The sequence below is a fragment of the Agrobacterium sp. MS2 genome (genome assembly GCF_003261015.1).
GTDB lineage: Bacteria > Pseudomonadota > Alphaproteobacteria > Rhizobiales > Rhizobiaceae > Agrobacterium > Agrobacterium pusense.
The window spans coordinates 58207-75690 of the sequence record NZ_QLNF01000007.1; the positions used below are offsets into that span (position 1 = coordinate 58207).

Annotated in this window: 16 protein-coding genes; 4 read left to right on the plus strand and 12 right to left on the minus strand. The window is 59.9% G+C overall.

Annotation, left to right across the window (positions count from 1 at the left end):
- From DOU54_RS01900 to DOU54_RS01910, 3 genes are read right to left on the minus strand one after another with little or no spacing between them, the layout of a single operon-like run.
- Window positions 1-702, minus strand: a complete 702-nt coding sequence (locus DOU54_RS01900) for an ABC transporter ATP-binding protein (protein ID WP_004437876.1) — start codon at window positions 700-702, stop codon at window positions 1-3.
- Window position 703: 1 nt separating this feature from the next.
- On the minus strand, window positions 704-1489 hold the full coding sequence (locus DOU54_RS01905) for an ABC transporter ATP-binding protein (RefSeq protein ID WP_004437874.1): 786 nt from the start codon (window positions 1487-1489) through the stop codon (window positions 704-706).
- Window positions 1490-1518: 29 nt separating this feature from the next.
- Window positions 1519-2727, minus strand: a complete 1209-nt coding sequence (locus DOU54_RS01910; protein ID WP_006698064.1) for an ABC transporter substrate-binding protein — start codon at window positions 2725-2727, stop codon at window positions 1519-1521.
- Between the two features lie 212 nt (window positions 2728-2939).
- On the opposite strand from DOU54_RS01910, the gene DOU54_RS01915 reads away from it, so the two are divergent.
- A complete protein-coding gene (locus tag DOU54_RS01915) occupies window positions 2940-3857 on the plus strand; it encodes a LysR family transcriptional regulator (RefSeq protein ID WP_004437871.1) in 918 nt (305 codons plus the stop codon).
- A 133-nt stretch (window positions 3858-3990) separates the two neighbouring features.
- Window positions 3991-5013, plus strand: a complete 1023-nt coding sequence (locus DOU54_RS01920; RefSeq protein WP_113730542.1) for an LLM class flavin-dependent oxidoreductase — start codon at window positions 3991-3993, stop codon at window positions 5011-5013.
- A 188-nt stretch (window positions 5014-5201) separates the two neighbouring features.
- On the opposite strand, the gene DOU54_RS01925 is transcribed toward DOU54_RS01920, so the two are convergent.
- The gene (locus tag DOU54_RS01925; protein ID WP_037090642.1) at window positions 5202-6320 is read right to left on the minus strand and encodes a mandelate racemase/muconate lactonizing enzyme family protein; all 1119 of its coding nucleotides are present in this window, start codon (window positions 6318-6320) and stop codon (window positions 5202-5204) included.
- A 280-nt stretch (window positions 6321-6600) separates the two neighbouring features.
- Here DOU54_RS01925 and DOU54_RS01930 point away from each other — a divergent pair, with 280 nt between their 5' ends.
- Both DOU54_RS01930 and DOU54_RS01935 read left to right on the plus strand, forming a co-directional pair.
- Window positions 6601-7275, plus strand: a complete 675-nt coding sequence (locus tag DOU54_RS01930; RefSeq protein WP_035210677.1) for a GntR family transcriptional regulator — start codon at window positions 6601-6603, stop codon at window positions 7273-7275.
- A 104-nt stretch (window positions 7276-7379) separates the two neighbouring features.
- The gene (locus DOU54_RS01935; RefSeq protein ID WP_113730363.1) at window positions 7380-8849 is read left to right on the plus strand and encodes a mannitol dehydrogenase family protein; all 1470 of its coding nucleotides are present in this window, start codon (window positions 7380-7382) and stop codon (window positions 8847-8849) included.
- Window positions 8850-8898: 49 nt separating this feature from the next.
- Here the strand turns inward: DOU54_RS01935 and DOU54_RS01940 are convergent, their stop codons facing one another.
- The 8 genes from DOU54_RS01940 to DOU54_RS01980 form a co-directional block, all read right to left on the minus strand.
- Complete coding sequence (locus tag DOU54_RS01940; RefSeq protein WP_004437861.1) at window positions 8899-9744, minus strand: ATP-binding cassette domain-containing protein; 846 nt, start codon at window positions 9742-9744, stop codon at window positions 8899-8901.
- Entirely contained in the window at window positions 9741-10580 is an 840-nt protein-coding gene (locus DOU54_RS01945; protein ID WP_022563464.1) for an ABC transporter ATP-binding protein, read from the minus strand. The genes DOU54_RS01940 and DOU54_RS01945 overlap by 4 nt, the downstream gene beginning before the upstream one ends.
- Window positions 10581-10583: 3 nt before the next feature.
- Window positions 10584-11498 (minus strand): ABC transporter permease subunit, encoded by a 915-nt coding sequence (locus DOU54_RS01950; RefSeq protein ID WP_044459446.1) that lies wholly within the window; start codon window positions 11496-11498, stop codon window positions 10584-10586.
- Window positions 11495-12502: an ABC transporter permease subunit gene (locus tag DOU54_RS01955; RefSeq protein WP_004437854.1), complete on the minus strand. Its 1008-nt coding sequence runs from the start codon at window positions 12500-12502 to the stop codon at window positions 11495-11497. The genes DOU54_RS01950 and DOU54_RS01955 overlap by 4 nt, the downstream gene beginning before the upstream one ends.
- A 63-nt stretch (window positions 12503-12565) precedes the next feature.
- Window positions 12566-14170, minus strand: a complete 1605-nt coding sequence (locus tag DOU54_RS01960; protein WP_113730365.1) for an ABC transporter substrate-binding protein — start codon at window positions 14168-14170, stop codon at window positions 12566-12568.
- A gap of 119 nt (window positions 14171-14289) precedes the next feature.
- A complete protein-coding gene (locus DOU54_RS01965; RefSeq protein ID WP_072495034.1) occupies window positions 14290-15477 on the minus strand; it encodes a M24 family metallopeptidase in 1188 nt (395 codons plus the stop codon).
- 551 nt (window positions 15478-16028) lie between these two features.
- A complete protein-coding gene (locus DOU54_RS01975; protein ID WP_035210670.1) occupies window positions 16029-16778 on the minus strand; it encodes an SDR family oxidoreductase in 750 nt (249 codons plus the stop codon).
- On the minus strand, window positions 16775-17389 hold the full coding sequence (locus tag DOU54_RS01980) for a nucleoside 2-deoxyribosyltransferase (RefSeq protein ID WP_035210668.1): 615 nt from the start codon (window positions 17387-17389) through the stop codon (window positions 16775-16777). The genes DOU54_RS01975 and DOU54_RS01980 overlap by 4 nt, the downstream gene beginning before the upstream one ends.
- Window positions 17390-17484: the final 95 nt, after the last annotated feature.

Below are 17484 nucleotides of genomic sequence, written 5' to 3' on the forward strand. Positions count from 1 at the left end.
TTAAACCCCCAGCACCTTGTTAAGCTCGCCCATGCGGGCGGAAAGCTCCCCCACCGGAAAATCGCCGACCATCTGGCCGTGGTCCATGAGGTAGAAGCGATCGGCGATACGGCTCGCAAACCGGAAATTCTGCTCCACCAGAACCACGGTCATGCCGCGGCTCTTCAGCTTCTGCAAAACCTCTCCAATGCGCTGTACGATGACGGGGGCAAGCCCTTCGGTCGGCTCATCCAGCAGCAGCACCTTGACGCCGGTGCGCAGGATGCGCGCCATGGCCAGCATCTGCTGCTCGCCACCGGAGAGCTTCGTGCCGGGGCTGGTGCGGCGTTCGTAAAGATTGGGAAACAGCTCGTAGATTTCATCGAGCGTCATGCCGCCGGACGCGACGACGGGCGGCAGCTTCAGGTTTTCCTCAACACTCAGGGTCGCGAAGATGCCGCGCTCCTCCGGTACGAAACCGAGGCCGTATTTCGCCGTACGATGCAGCGGCACCGGCATAAGATCCTTGCCGCCGAGCTTGATGACGCCCTTGCGGTTGCGGATGATGCCCATGATGGTTCGCAACGTCGTGGTCTTGCCCACGCCATTGCGGCCGAGAATGGTGATGGTTTCGCCCTCGCCGACCGTCAGATCGACGCCGTGCAGCGCCTGGCTTTCGCCATACCAGGATTTCAGGTTGGAGACTTCGAGCATCGCCGCCATATCAAGCCTCCTCCGTGCCCATATAGGCCGTGCGCACGCGCGGATCGGCAGAAACCGTGGCATAATCGCCCTCAGCCAGAATTTCTCCACGCTGCAGAACAGTAACGTGATGGCAGATATCGGCCACGACCTTCAGATTATGTTCGACCATCAGCACCGCGCGGGTCTTTGCCACCTCACGAATAAGCTCGGCCACATGCGAGACATCTTCTCCACCCATGCCCGCCATCGGCTCGTCCAGCAGCAGAACTTTGGGATCAAGCGCCAGCGTAGTCGCGATTTCGAGAACCCGCTTGCGGCCGTAAGACAGATCGGCCGCAAGCGCGTGTTTTTCCCGCGTGAGGCCCACCATGGAGATCAGCTCCTCGGCGCGGGCATTCAGCCTGTCCAGCGAAGAGAGCGGCAGCCAGAACTGCGTTGCAAGGCTGTTGGGCCGCTGCAATGCCACCCGCACGTTTTCCAGAACCGTCAGATGCGGAAACACCGCCGATATCTGGAAAGACCTGACGAGGCCGAGACGCGCCACCTTGTCCGGTGGCGTCTTTGTTATATCCGTTCCCATGAAGGTGATCGCCCCGCCTGTCGGCTGGAGAAACTTGGTCAACAGGTTGAAAACCGTTGTCTTACCGGCGCCGTTTGGGCCGATCAGCGCATGGACGCGGGCGTGATGCACGTCGAGATCGACGTTTTTCACGGCTGCGAATGCGCCGAAGGTCTTGGTGAGACCACGCGCCGAAAGAACGACGCGAGGTTCTGCCTGCCCGGCGGGGGCGGGAGCGATCGTCATGAAACTTTCCCCTTTATTGCGTCAGTCTTTTATTGCGTCACCAGCGGGCAACCGCTCTTTGCGGGGTCCATGAAGGCTTCCTTGCCGGGGATGGTGGCGAGAACCTTGTAATAATCCCAGGGCTGCTTGCTTTCGTCAGGCTTCTTCACTTCCATGAGGTACATGTCGTGGATCATCCGACCATTGGCGGCCACATGGCCATCCTTGGCGAAGACGTCGTTGACAGGCATTTCCTTCATGGCCTTGGCGACGGCGTCTGCATCGTCGGTGCCGGCCTTCTCGATCGCCTTCAGATAATGCAAGACAGCGGAATAGGTGCCGGTGTGAACCATGTTCGGCATGGCCCCGGTGCGTTCCTTGAAGCGCTCACCAAACTTGCGCGATTCATCGTCGCGATCCCAATAAAAACCTTCCGTCAGTGTCAGCCCTTGAGCTGCCTCAAGGCCGAGGCCATGGACTTCTGCAAGCGTGAAGAGAAGCGCTGCAAGGCGCTGGCCACCTGCAACGATACCGAATTCCGCAGCCTGTTTGATGGCGTTGGAGGTGTCGAGACCGGCATTGGCAAGACCGATAACCTTCGCGCCCGAAGACTGCGCCTGCAGCAGGAAGGACGAATAGTCGGTGGTTGCGAGCGGATGGCGGACGGAGCCAAGCACCTTGCCGCCGTTAGCCTTGACGAAATTGGACGTATTTTCTTCCAGCGAATAACCGAAGGCATAGTCGGCTGTCAGGAAGAACCAGCTGTCGCCGCCCTGTTTGACGAGTGCGCCACCGGTGCCGACAGCCAGCGAATAGGTGTCATAGGCCCAATGAAAACCATAAGGGCTGCACTGCTTGCCGGTCAGCTCGGTGGTGGCAGCACCGGTGTTGACGGTGATCTTCTTTTTGTCCTTCGAAAGTGCCTGCACGGCAAGGCCGACAGACGACGAGGTCAGTTCCATGATCGAATCGACCTGTTCGGTGTCGTACCATTGGCGGGCAATGTTGGAGGCGACATCCGCCTTGTTCTGGTGGTCAGCCGTTACCACTTCCACGGGCGCGCCAAGCACCTTGCCGCCAAAATCCTCAACCGCCATCTTCGCGGCTTCATAGGAGTATTTGCCGCCGAAATTGGCGTAAACGCCGGACTGGTCGTTCAGGATACCGATCTTGACCTTGCCGTCCGAAATCTCGGCGGCATAAGCGGCGGTGCCGGCGGCCAGTGCCATGGCCGTGGATAAAACGATACTCTTGCGCATGACTTCTCCTCCCAGAGATGATTGCGAGCCTCAGATTGTCTGTGCAGCGGTGAACCGAAACCCTGCACATGAATGGCCGCACCGCCCTCCTCAAAGCGGTGCATCCTGAGCGTAGACTTCTCGAATTCGGCCGTTGACACAAGAGCGTGTCATCATCAAATTGCGAACAGGAACTGTTCATTTTTGAACAGAACTCTTGATGGGAGACAATTATGGCCACCCCTTTCACCTGGGACGACCTGCAATATTTCCTGGCCGTGGCCCGCACCGGACAGCTCTCATCCGCCGCCAGAAGCCTGCGCACCAGCCACGCCACCGTCTCCCGCCATATCGACCGGCTGGAATTTTCGCTTAAAACCAAGCTCTTCGAGCGGAACCCGCGCGGTTATGAGCTGACGACGGTGGGGCGGCGACTGGTCGATACCGTCGAGCGGATAGAGGCAGAGGCTGAACGGCTGCAATCGGATATTTCCGAAAGCGGCAGCCTCCTGCGCGGCGTTGTGCGCCTGAGCGCTCCCGAAGGTTTTTCCAATTTTTTCTTCGTCGAGAGGCTGAAGGACTTCGCCGCCACCCATCCCCACATCATGGTGGAAATGGTGACGATCCAGCAGATCATGGCGCTTTCCCGAAAGGAGGCGGATGTGGCTGTCACGCTCGATCCGCCGAAGGCCGGTCCCTATATCAATGAACAGATCATCGATTACACGCTGCATATTTACGCCTCACGGTCCTATCTCGCCGGACAGCCGAAAATCACGAAGCGGGAAGACCTGCTCGACCACTTCTTCATCGGCTACGTGCAGGATCTGATCTTTTCACCCGGCCTCGATTACATGCGCGATGTGCTTCCGGGCCTGCGGCCAAATTTCCAGTCTTCGAGCATTTTTGCGCAACTGACCGCCACGCTTGGTGGCCGAGGGCTTTGCATCCTGCCGAATTTCATCGCCGCGCGCTTTCCGGATTTGCAGATGGTGCTTCCGGGTGAGGTCGAGCTGCGGCGAGGTTACTGGCTCACCAGCCATCAGGACTTTGCCAATGTGCCGCGGGTGCGCTCCTTGATGGATTTCATCCTCACCACCGCGCGCGCCCACGAAAAGCTCTTTATTCTCAAGCGCGGCATCATGGTCTGAAGTCGCGATCGTTCACATTTCGGCGACACCCTGTCTTCGTCTCGCAGGTTGGAGGATCTGCGCCGTTGCTTATATGAGGGATAACAACGATGTCGCTGCACTCGCGGACATCCTCCAAATCTGGAAGGTCATTATGAAAAAGATCGGATTCCTATCCTTCGGCCACTGGACGCCCGCCCCCCAGTCGCAGACCCGCTCGGCAGCCGATACGCTGCTGCAGTCGATAGACCTCGCCGTGGCCGCAGAAGAACTGGGGGCTGACGGCGCCTATTTCCGTGTGCACCATTTCGCCCGTCAGCTGGCCTCGCCCTTCCCGCTTCTGGCCGCCGTCGGCGCCCGCACGAAAAAGATAGAGATCGGCACCGGCGTCATCGATATGCGTTACGAAAACCCGTTCTACATGGTGGAGGACGCCGGTTCGGCCGACCTCATCGCCGGTGGACGCCTGCAGCTCGGCATCAGCCGCGGCTCGCCGGAGCAGGTCATCGATGGCTGGCGTTATTTCGGTTATCGCCCGGCCGAGGGCCAGAGCGAAGAAGATATGGCGCGTCAGCACACCGAGGTATTCCTTGAGCTTTTGAAAGGCGAAGGCTTTGCCGAGCCGAACCCGCGGCCGATGTTCCCCAACCCGCCGGGTCTTCTGCGGCTGGAGCCGCATTCCGAAGGCTTGCGCGAGCGCATCTGGTGGGGCTCGAGCTCCAATGCAACGGCAGTGTGGGCGGCAAAGCTTGGTATGAACCTGCAAAGCTCCACGCTGAAGACGGACGAAACCGGTGAGCCTTTCCACGTCCAGCAGGCGCAGCAGATCCGCACGTTCCGGGAAGCCTGGAAGGAGGCCGGACATGCGCGTGAGCCACGCGTCTCCGTCAGCCGCAGCATCTTCGCCCTCGTCAATGATCGCGACCGCGCCTATTTCGGTTACGGTAACGAAGGCGACGACAAGATCGGCTATATCGACGATAAGACGCGTGCGATCTTCGGACGCAGCTATGCCGCCGAACCGGAAAAGCTGATCGAACAGCTGAAGGCCGACGAAGCCATCGCCGAAGCTGACACGCTGCTGCTGACCGTGCCGAACCAGTTGGGCGTCGATTATAACGCCCATGTGATCGAGACCATCCTGAAGCCGATAGCGCCGGCACTTGGCTGGCGCTAAATCTGGAAAAATCGTATCATCCACACGCCCTCACCCCGGACTTGATCCGGGGTCCAGCGCGATCAAGTCTTTGATCGCGAAAGAGTCTTGTCACGGCGTAGACGCGCCGTGGCTGTATGCCGGATCTAGTCCGGCATGACGGAGGACGTGCTTTCCCTCCGTTAAAATCCGGGCTGTATACCGCTGCTCTAGTTCAGCGCCTTGCCGTAACGCGCGAAGCTCTCCGCCAGCGGCGTGGTGCTCGCACCCGGCTGCTCAGGCCGTTTGTAGACACCATCCCGCACCTGGATCGGTTCTTCGAAATGATCCTTGATCCACGGAATATATTCGAGAATGGTCGACGCCGGATGCCAGTAGCTCAGATGCACATGCACCTGGCTCATCTCGCCGGCATGCGGCACGACAGGTAGGCGATGGGCGAGTGCCAGATCGGCAACCTGGATATATTCGGTGACGCCGCCAAGCCGTGTTACATCCGGCTGGACATAAGCGACGGCGCCGGCATCGATGAAGGAACGGAACGCATCCACCGTATAAAGCTGCTCGCCGAGCGCAATCGGGATAGTGGTATTGCGCGCCAGTCGGGCATGGCTTGTCACATCGTCATACCACAGCGGCTCCTCGAACCAGTAGATGTCCAGATCCCTCGCTGCCGCACAGAAGCGCTGGCATGTGGGCAAATCCCATTTGCCGTTGCCATCGATGGCGATGCGGATGGATGAGCCGACGCGTTTGCGGGCGGCAGCAAGCCGGGCGATATCGATATTCGGGTCGTCATGCCCGACCTTGATCTTCAGCCGGGTGAAACCGTCTTCCTCCACCGCCCTTGAGCTGCCTGCAAGCAAATCGTCCAACGAGAAGGAAAGCCAGCCGATATCGGTATTATAAGCTTCCACTGCCTCCGTGCGTGCGCCGCCGAGATAGTGCCACAGCGGCACGCCTGCCTTTTTCGCTTTCAGGTCCCAGAGAGCCACATCGATCGCAGCTAACGCCAGATGGGTGATGCCGGCCCTGCCGACCCATTGGAGCGAGGGATAACGGGCGAGCTTCATCCAAAGCCGTGAATGCTCCGACGCATCCTCGCCGACGAGCAAGGGCGCGTAACAATCGCTGATGCAGGATGTGATCAGCCTGTCCGACGCCAGATGCGCATGGGTACCGGTGAAACCGTAGCCCTCGAGGCCGTCACAGGTGGTGATCTTTGCGCCGACAACACCCCAATGGGTGATGCTGTGGGTGGAATCGGAAATGGAGTCCGATGTCAGCGGCAGGTGCAGGATGAAGGGTTCGACGGCGGTAATTTTCATAATCGGTCATTCCTCGATGCTTGAACGCTTCTGGGGAGGAAAGGCGGAAGCCCCTTTCTGAGACACGTTTTTCCGACTGCTCGGGTGAAATCGCGTCATCTCCCGCGTCCAATGGTTGCAGGAGTCAAACCGTCAGGGGATTGCCGGACCGCCCTCCTCCGGCAGCCGGCTTCCGACGGCAGATAGAGCTAACGGAAAAACGGATTTTGTAAAATAAAAAATTTTTTATTTTTAATATTCGATCATTGCCTGCTTCGCAAAGCTGGGCGATGATGTGGTCATGAACACACTCGTCAAAGTCACGCTCGCCGAACAGGCGCACCGGGAACTGCGTGCACGCATCGTCAGCGGCAAATTGCGCGGCGGCGAACGTCTGCTGCCAAATGAACTTGCCGCCGATCTCGGCATCAGCCCGACGCCGGTCAAGGAAGCCTGCCTGAAACTCGAGGCGGATGGGCTGGTGGTCAGTTCGTCCCGGCGCGGAATGGTGGTGCGCGACTTCACGGTCGAGGATGTGGAGGAACTATACGCGGCCAGGATGCTGCTTGAAAAAGGTGCGGTTGAAGTGGCCTTCGATGCCGGGCAGCTGGACGAAACGCTGCACGCGGCACTGCTGGAAAGCCTTGGCAAACACCGCGCCTTCGCCAAAGGCTCGACGCTGGATGAATTGTCGAAAGCGCTTTTCTACGACCGCAGTTTCCACGCGACCCTGGTCGCAGCGGCGCGCATTCCGGTCATTTCCGGTTCGCATGAGCGCATTCTAGACCAGACCCACACGGTCTTCGTCTCGATCCTCGGTGATTACGCCCGTTCGGTCGAGGAGCACCAGAATATTGCCGATGCCATTGCCGCCGGCAGCAAGGCCCAGATCATCGATGCGCTGTGGCGGCACCTGGAGCGCAGCCGCCAGAACACGCTGCGTCAGGTCCGATTGCTCAAAGAGGCCGGCGCCTGATCATTTAAAAAACAAGTGGAGGACTGCATGCACGAAAACCCCGGGGTCGCGATTCCATCAGCGCGAGCCGAGACCATCTCATTCCACAGGGGGATTTTGTGCTGATGATGGACCGGCTTTCCGCTAGAACCCTGCCCCGCCTGCCGCACACGGTCACGACCCCTGCCTATGAGCGCGTGAAAATCACGCCCGGCATCGTGCATCTCGGCGTCGGCGCCTTTCACCGGGCGCATCAGGCGGTTTTCATCGACGATTGCCTCAATCGCGGCGAAACAGGATGGGGCATCGTCGCCGCATCGCTGCGCAGCCCGGACACCCGCGACGCCATCGAACCGCAGGATAATCTCTACACCTTCTGCCTTCGCGATGGCCAAAGCGAGCGCCTGCGCATCGTCGGCTCGATTCTTGAAACCGTCGTCGCCCCGGAAAACCCGGAACGACTGGTGGAGCGGATGGCCGACCCGCGCGTTCTCATCGTGACCCTGACCGTGACGGAAAAGGGTTACCTGACCAATCTCGCCTCCCGCAGCCTGCTGCGCGACCATCCCGATATCGTCCACGATCTCGAAAACCCGGAGCGGCCGCGCTCGATCTTCGGCTTCATCCTTGCAGCGACCCGGCGCAGACGTGCCGAAGGCTCCCTGCCGCTGACGCTGCTGTCCTGCGACAACCTGCCCGCCAACGGCCACATGCTGCGAAAGCTGCTGCTGGAATTCGCGAGCCTTGCGGATCAGGAACTGGCCTCCTTCATCGAAGCCAATATTGCCTGCCCCTGCTCGATGGTGGACCGTATCGTTCCCGCCACCACGGATGCGGACCGGGATGCGATTTCGGCCGCACTCGGCCTCAGCGATGCATGGCCGGTCGTCGCGGAACCTTATTTCCGTTTCGTCATCGAAGACCGTTTTCCCCATGGCAGGCCGGCGCTTGAGAAATCAGGCGTGGAATTCGTCGATGATGTCGAACCTTACGAGCATATGAAGCTGAGGATGCTGAACGGCTCCCACAGCGCCATCGCCGCCATCGGCCAGATTGCCAGCCTTGCGACGGTGGCAGATGCCTGGGCTGAAAAGACCGTGCGCGACTTCATCGACGTCTATTGGCGTGAGGTCGGACGGACGCTGGACCCTGCCGTCGATGGTTCTGAATTCGCAGCCGGCCTGCGGCAGCGTTTCGCCAATCCCTCATTGCAGCACAAGACCATGCAGATCGCCTCCGATGCGTCGCAGAAAGTGCCGCTGCGGATACTTTCACCACTACGAGAATTGCTGGCGAAAAAGGCTGAGTGCGGAGCGGTCATTTTTGCCGTCGCGCTGTGGATCAGGTCCTGCGCAGAGGAGGATGAAAAGGGGCAGCCGATCACCATTCTCGACCCCGCCTTCAGAGAGTGGGATGCGCCGGATCAACTGGCGATGGCTCCGGATGCGGTGGTCGACCGCTTCCTCGCTTTCGAACGCACCTTTGGCAGCGACCTGCCCGCCAACGAAACCTTTGTCCTAGCCCTGAAAGCCGCCTATCGCAACATTCGCGAGCAGGGCGCGCTGGCGGCAATTGGGCGATTCCTGAAGTCCTGAAAAAAGAACAGGCCGGAAATCCGGCCTGCTCCCAACCTTTCGTCAACCGTCAGGCTGTCGCCGCCTGTCTCGCCGCCTTGCGGCGCTCCACGCGGGCGCGAATGGCATCGACGTCAGTGATCGGGGTCGCGGCGAAGAGCTGACGGGTATAGGGGTGCTTCGGATCGGCGAAAAGTTCCTCGCGCGTGCCCTGCTCCACCGCCTCGCCCTTGGAGATGACCATCACGTCATCAGCAATGTAACGCACCACGGAAAGATCGTGGCTGACGAAGACGTAGGTCAGTTCGAATTCCTCCTGCAGATCGCGCAGCAGGTTCAAGACCTGTGCCTGCACCGAAAGATCGAGTGCCGAGACCGGCTCGTCCAGCACCAGCAGCGCCGGGTTCAGCATCAGTGCACGCGCAATGGCGATGCGCTGGCGCTGGCCGCCGGAGAACATGTGCGGATAACGGTTGAAATGCTCAGGACCAAGGCCGACCTTGACCAGCATGGCTTCAGCCCGCTCGCGGCGCTCGGAAGCAGGAATCTTCGTGTTGATGATGAGTGGTTCCATCAGCACGTCACCCACCTTCTGGCGCGGATTGAGGCTGCCATAGGGGTTCTGGAACACCATCTGCACCTTGGAGCGCATTTCCGTGCCGGGACGGCGCCTGGCGATATCGACCGGCTGGCCATCGATCTTCAATTCGCCGCCGGAAGCCGGATCGATGAGGGCAATGATGCGAGCCAGCGTCGACTTGCCCGAGCCGGATTCACCGACAATGGCGAGCGTCTTGCCGCGCTCGACGGCGAAATCGATGCCCTTCAGGGCCTGCACCATTCTCGCACCGCCGAACAGGCCGCCGGGAACGTGATAGTCGCGGGTAATGCCCTTGCCTTCAACCACGATACTCATCGAACGCCCTCCTTGCCGAAGAAATCGGAGACGGTGGGCAGACGGTCGCCGGTGGCATTTTCCGGCAGGGCCGAAAGCAATGCCTTGGTGTAGGGATGCTGCGGGGCTTCGAAGAGGCTCAGCACATCCGCCTCCTCCATCTTGCGGCCCTTATATTGCACGACGACACGATCGGCGGTCTCGGCAACCACGCCCATATCGTGGGTGATGAGGATCAGCGCCATGCCATATTCTTCCTGCAGCTTCATCAGCAGGTCGAGAATCTGCTTCTGTATCGTCACGTCGAGCGCAGTCGTCGGCTCGTCGGCGATCAGGAGACGCGGCTTGGAGGCAATCGCAATGGCGATCATCACGCGCTGGCACTGCCCGCCCGACATCTGGTGCGGATAGGCCTTGAGCTTGGATTCCGGATCGGGAATACCGACAGCACGGAATAGCTCCAGCGCGCGGGCGCGTGCGGCAGCGCCGCTCATGCCGAGATTGAGGCGAAGCACTTCCTCGATCTGGAAACCGACCGTGAAGGACGGATTGAGCGAGGCGACCGGCTCCTGGAAGATCATAGTGATCTCACGGCCGATCAGCTTGCGGCGCTCCTGCGGCGACATGGCCAGCAGATTGATGCCGTCAAAGACCATCTCATCGGCGGTAATCGTCGCCGTATCGGGCAGCAGGCCCATGACGGCGAGCATCGATACCGATTTGCCCGAACCGGATTCACCGACGATGGCCAGCACTTCGTGTTTGTCCACGGACACATCAATGCCGTCGACGGCGGTGAAGGCACCGGTGGCGGTGGCGAATTTAACCGTCAGGTTCTTGATTTTCAGCAGGCTCATATCTCAGCTCCGCTTCAGTTTGGGATCGAGCGCATCACGCAGCCCGTCACCCATCAGGTTGATGGCAAGCACCGAGATCAGGATCGTCAGGCCGGGAAGGGTAACAACCCACCAGGCGCGCAGAATGAACTCACGCGCTTCCGCCAGCATCGTGCCCCATTCGGAGGCAGGCGGCTGAGCGCCCATGCCGAGGAAGCCGAGTGCGGCCGCATCGAGAACCGCAGACGAGAACGAAAGCGTTGCCTGTACGATCAGTGGCGCAAGGCAGTTCGGCAGGATGGTCTTGAACATCAGCCGGAGATTGCCGGCACCGGCCACGCGCGCGGCCGTGACATATTCACGCCGAAGCTCGCTCATCACCGCCGCACGCGTCAGACGCGCAAAATGCGGCTGATAGACGATGGCAATGGCGATCATCGCGTTGGTGAGCCCCGGCCCAAGGATCGCGACCAGCACCAGCGCCAGAAGCAGCGATGGGAACGCCAGGATGACGTCCATCACACGCATGATGACGGTATCGACCCAGCCGCCGAAGAAGCCTGCGATGAGACCGATGACAATGCCGCCAACGAGCGCGATGGAAACGACAACGATGCCGATGAACAGCGAATATTGCGCGCCGTAGATCAGGCGGGACAACATGTCACGCCCGACGGCGTCGGTGCCGAAGAAGAAGCCGGCACGGCCGCCTTCCTGCCAGACCGGCGGCACCAGCAGCGCATCGCGATATTGCTGGGTTGGATCATGCGGTGCGATCAGCGGCGCAAAAACCGCGACCAGCACGAGGAGAATAAACACGGCAAGGCCGATGACGGCACCACGGTTCTGACGGAAATAGAACCAGAAATCGGCGATCATCCGGCGGCGGATGGCGGCGTCAGAAAGCCTGACGACCGGAGCAGTGGTCACATCGCTCATTTGTGACGGATCCTTGGATTGATGAGACCGTAGGTCAGGTCGACGAGCAGGTTGACGATCATCACCAGACCCGCGATCAACAGCAGGCCGCTCTGCACGACCGGATAGTCGCGACGCGAGATGGAATCGATCATCCACTTGCCGATACCCGGCCAGGAAAAGATGGTTTCGGTCAGGATGGCGCCAGCCATCAGCACGCCGATCTGCAGACCGATGGTGGTGATGACGGGGATCATGGCGTTGCGCAGCGCATGAATGCCGACGACACGGGAAGGCGACATGCCCTTGGCGCGGGCCGTGCGCACATAATCCTCGCCCAGAACCTCCAGCATGGCCGAGCGCGTCTGGCGCGCAATGACGGCAAGCGGAATGGTGGCAAGCACCACCGAGGGCAGGATGAGATGCGAAAAGGCCGAGGCGAAGGCGCCCTTCTGTCCCGAAATCAGGCTGTCGATCAGCATGAAACCGGTGACGGAGGGGAAGAAATACATCAGCGAGATGCGGCCCGAAACCGGCGTCCATTGCAGGATACCGGAGAACATGATGATGAGCAGCAGCCCCCACCAGAAGATCGGCATGGAAAAACCGACCAGAGCCGTCGTCATGGAAATCTGGTCGAACCAGGAACCACGTCTGATGGCGGCGATGACACCGACCGGCACGCCGATGAGCGTTGCGATGATGATGGCGACGAGACCAAGCTCGACCGTCGCGGGAAAGAGCGACAGGAACTCGGTGAGAACCGGCTTCTTGGTGACCAGCGAATTACCGAGATCGCCCTGAAGCAGCCGTCCCAGGAAATGAAGATATTGCTGCCACACGGGCTGGGCAAAGCCGAGCTGTTCGGCAAGCTGCGCATGCCGTTCGGGCGAAATGCCACGCTCGCCCGCCATCAGCAGCACGGGATCGCCCGGCAGGACGCGCACGAAGGCGAAGGCAACGATGGTGATCCCGAGGAAGGTCGGAACGAGATAGAGAAGTTTGCCGAGAATGAACCGGATCATGGCTTTTTCCTGAAAAGACGCGCGGAAGAACAGGGTTCTTCCGCGCGTCCGGTTGTTCGGGGATTACTCCGCGATGTCGACGTTTTCGAAGGTGAAGTCGCCAAGCGGGCTCATGGTGAAGCCGGAAACCTTGGCGGACATGGGAACGAACTGCGTGGAGTGCGCAAGCGTCGCCCACGGAGCCTGTTCCTTGAAGATCACCTGTGCCTGCTCATAAAGCTTGGTGCGCTCGGCAACGTCGGTGGTCTGCTTTGCCTTGGCCAAGAGGTCCGAGAACTCCTTGTTGCACCACTGTGCACGGTTCGCACCGCCTTCACCGGTTGCGGCGCAGGACAGGAGAACGCTGAGGAAGTTGTCCGGGTCACCATTGTCGCCGGTCCAGCCGAGGATGACGGCGCCGTCGCGCTTCGTTTCGGTGGACTTCTTGAGATATTCACCCCACTCGAAGGAGACGATCTCGGCCTTGACGCCGACCTTTGCGAAATCCGACTGGATCAGCTCGGCGGTACGACGGGCGTTCGGCATGTAAGGACGCTGCACCGGCATCGCCCAGATCTTCATCGACAGATCCTTGACGCCAGCGGCTTCGAGAGCCTTCTTGGCAGCTTCCGGATCGTAAGCATCGTCCTTGATGCTGTCGTTGTAGGACCACATTGTCGGCGGGATCGGGTTCTTGGCAACCTGGCCTGCACCCTGGAACACGGCGTCGATGATCGCCTGCTTGTTCATCGCCATGTTCAGCGCCTTGCGGACTTCCGGCTTGTCGAAAGGTGCAACGGTCGTGTTGTAGGCGAAGTAAGCGACGTTCAGGCCCGGCTGTTCATCGAGCTTGAGGTTCTTGTCGGCGCGGATGGTCGCGAGATCAGCCGGAGCGGGGTATGGCATCAGGTGGCATTCGCCAGCCTTCAGCTTCTGCAGGCGAACCGCGGCGTCAGGCGTGATCGCGAAGATCAGGTCGTCGATCTTCGGGGCTTCACCCCAGTAGTCGGCGTTCTTCTGGAAGCGGATGACCGCATCCTTCTGATAGGCGACGAACTTGAACGGACCGGTGCCGATCGGCAGGTTGTTGAAGTCTTCCTTGGTGCCGGCCTTCTCAAGCGTATCGGCATATTCCTTCGACACGATGGATGCGAAAGGCATGGCGATGTTGGCGAGGAACGGCGCTTCCGGGCGGGTCAGCACGAACTTGACCGTGTGATCGTCAACCTTGACGATTTCCTTGATCAGGGACGGCATTTCCATGGAGTTGTAATATTCGTAGGTGATGCCTGCGATATACTGGTTCCACGGGTTCTTCGCGTCGCCCTGGCGGTTGTAGCTGAAGATCACGTCGTCAGCGTTGAATTCGCGGCTCGGCGTGAACTTGTCGTTGGAGTGCCACTTGACGCCCTTGCGCAGGTGGAAAGTGTACTCGAGACCATCCTTGGAAACGTCCCACTTTTCCGCAAGGCCCGGCTCTACTTCTGTCGTGCCCTTCTTGAACTCCGTCAGACGGTTGTAGACCGGATGCGCGGAAGCGTCGAAGGTGCCGCCTGCGGTGTAAGGCGACGGATCAAAGCCTTCCGGCGATGCCTCGGAGCAGTAAACGAAGGTCTTCGCCATGGCTGGCATGGCGGAAGTCATCGCAAGTGCAGAAGCGATAAGCAAACTGCGGGTCAGCATTTTCATCTGATGGTCCTTTCCCTCTTTTTCTGAGTTCCTGCGGCCCCCTCCAGGGGCCTACCTCTTCTGGTCAGCGGCGGCACGGGGATGCCCGTCTCGCCGTTCGGTCTTTGCCTCCCGACCAATTACCCGGCGACCGGCTGAAACAACCGGTCGAGGTTCGTTTCCGGTGGGCAGAACCAGCGCGGCCCTGCCTCCGTCATGTACGCGATATCTTCGAGACGAACGCCGCATTCCCCATAAACGCACAGCATCGGCTCGATGGAAAAACACATGCCGGGCTCAAGCGCCGTGGCATTTCCTGCAACGATATAGGGTTCTTCGTGAATATCCAGCCCAAGCCCGTGACCCGTACGGTGCGGCAGACCGGGAAGCTGATAATCCGGACCAAATCCGGCCGCCTTCAGACTGTCACGGGCGGCCTTGTCCACCTCGAAACACGCGGCGCCAACGCGGGCGGCAGCGAAGGCCGCGGCCTGTGCGTCGCGTTCGGCATTCCAGAGAAAACGCTGCCGTTCCGTTGGCTTGCCAAAGACATAGGTACGGGTGATATCGGAACGATAGCCATGAAGAATACCACCGAGGTCGACCAGCACCATGTCGCCCTGGTTCAGCGTCTGCGCATGGGGCACGCCATGCGGATAGGCCGTCGCCTCGCCGAACTGCACCGCCACAAAAAGCGGCTTCATGCCAAGGGCAATATGGGCGGCATTGACGAAATCCGCGACTTCCGTGGTGGAGATGCCGGGACGCAGGCCTTCGAACACGGCCTTTTGCACATTATAGCTCGCATCCATCGCTGTCTGAATGAGGGCGATCTCCGCTGCAGACTTGACCTGCCGCTGGGCGACAATCAACGGCTGAGCGGAAATGATGCGGCCTTCCAGACGCTGCATGAGCGCGGATGCGAAAACAAAGGGCGTGGCGGGATCAATGGCGACGAAGTGACCTGCACAGGCCAGCGCACCGATACGCCTTGTCATCAGGTCGAACGGGCTTTCATCCTCTTCCCAGGTGGCGACTGCGCCGGGGATACGGATCAGGGTCTGGAGTTTCGGTTCCTCGAAGGTCGGGCTTATATAGATCGGCTCGCCCTCGGCCGGCACCAGAGCACCGTGAATACGCTCGGAAAGGCCAAGCGACAGACCGGTATAATAAGTCAGCGACGACGAAGCGTCTAGCCAGACCGCCTTGATGTTTTGCTGGGTCATTCGCGCCTGCAGGCCACGCAACCGCAACCTGAGCTCGTCTTCAGCGATCGATGAAACCGCGATCGGCTGAAACTGCTTCAGCGCCTCTTGAAAGTCTGCCATTCTCTCCCCGCCGCCTTCGGGCGCACGGACACTGGCGTGCCGGCACCTCCCAAGCGTTCTTTTGCCCATGCTTAACCACAGGGGGAAGGCTAAGCAATGGGGCGGGAGGACGCACCGCCACAAAACTGTGCATATTTATCTAGACATAACGAAATCGTGATCGACGCGAGCCTGATTTCAGCAGTCGTTGCCTTGACGCGGAAATCGAAAATCCCCCGGAAATCCAAGGGAGAAACCAGCCCCTTGTCCACGCGTCGCGTGCAGCCGGGAAACGGACCCCAATCCACCACGTAAAAAAGAGCCAAGAAAAGGAAAAAGCCTGCCGCGGGAGGAGGTGCGGCAGGCTTCAAACTTGATCGGTGATTGGGAGGAGGAGTACCACCGATCCACATCGAGCGACGCTGGGAGGAGGAGTGCGTCGCTTCGATGATTTGAATATAGCGGGATCTGTGATTTTTAACAGAGCAAGTCTCGCAATGCAGCATTGCATTTCTGCATAGCTCCGGAATGACTGCCCGGTTTTTCGGCACAACCTACCCTACCGCGGGAGGTCAGCTCTCCCGGTAGACCTGGAAACCGGCGAAGGACTGGTTGACTGGCATGAGCTCAAGACTGTTGATGTTGATATGTTTGGGCTGAGAGGCGACCCAATAGATGGTGTTGGCGATATCATCGGCCGTGATCGGATTGACGCCCTTGTAGAGATTGTCCGAAGCTTCCTGATTGCCCCCGGTGCGCACCAGCGTAAATTCCGTTTCGCACATGCCCGGTTCGATCGAGGTTACCCTGACGCCCTTGCCGTGCAGATCCGAGCGCAGACCGAGCGAAAACTGCCGCAGGAAGGCTTTGGTGCCGCCGTATACATTGCCGCCCGTATAGGGATAATGCGCGGCAACAGACGAAAGGTTGACGACGATACCTTTACGGTCGATCAGTGTCGGCAGGAGATGGTGGGTGATGTTCAGCAGACCGGTGATGTTGGTGTTCACCATGGTCTGCCAGTCCTTTAGCGGCACCTGCGGCGCGGGGGCCGTGCCCAGTGCCAGACCGGCATTGTTGACGAGGACATCGATGTCTCGGAAGCCCTCCGGCAAGGCGGCAAGCGCTTTTTCGGCCGCGTCCTCATCGGTGATGTCGAAGGCGGCGCCGTAGAAAGCCGATCCGAGTTCGGCCGCCAGTGCCTCCAGTCGTTCCGCCCGACGGCCCGTGCCGATGACCTTCCAGCCTTCTCTGATGAAGCGTCGGGCCGTAGCCTCTCCGAAGCCCGACGTCGCGCCGGTGATGAGGATGGTTCCGCTCATGATGATGCCTCCACTCTATTCGTTTTTTCAGGGTCAATCGGTGTCAGTAGTTTTTCCGCCGCCGCTGCAAGGCAACGCCGGTAGGCCGCGAGATCCGTATACAAGTCCTCATCGGAAACGTCGCCGACAATAACGTTGCCGCCCCGCCGCAAAATCCCGCCGTGCAGCATGAGATTGTCGACCATGTCGAAATTCTCGATCGACAACCCGTCCGGTCCGCGATACCGGCCCGTTTCATCCACGGTGACAACATTGCCGTAATGCGCCTTGATGCGGCTGAAGTGATTGGCCGCGACATTGGTGTAGGCGAACACCGGCTTGCCCAGCGCGCACATGAAGCCCAGCTCGTAGCTCGTTCCCGTGTCGGCGGCGATGCCGCGAAACGGTGTGAGATTGGCAATCACGGCATCCGCTTCAAGCATCATCCGTTCGTCGACTTCATTGATGTTGCAGCCATGACCGATCCTGGTATCCGCCGGCGGGATCTGCAGATCGCCCGGCGAAAGCGGGATGAAGCCGGCCTCCCGCGCCAGTGCTGCCTTGAGGTCGAGCATTTCGCGCGCATTCGGGAGGAACACTTCCGGTCCGGCGAGATAGATTTTCTTTGTCATCGGGAATTCATGCGATTTGTCAGGAAAAGATTTCCGACCCTAACCCGGGGACTTTCGCAAAGGCAAGTGCCAAGGGCGTGCGGCGTGGCGCGGCG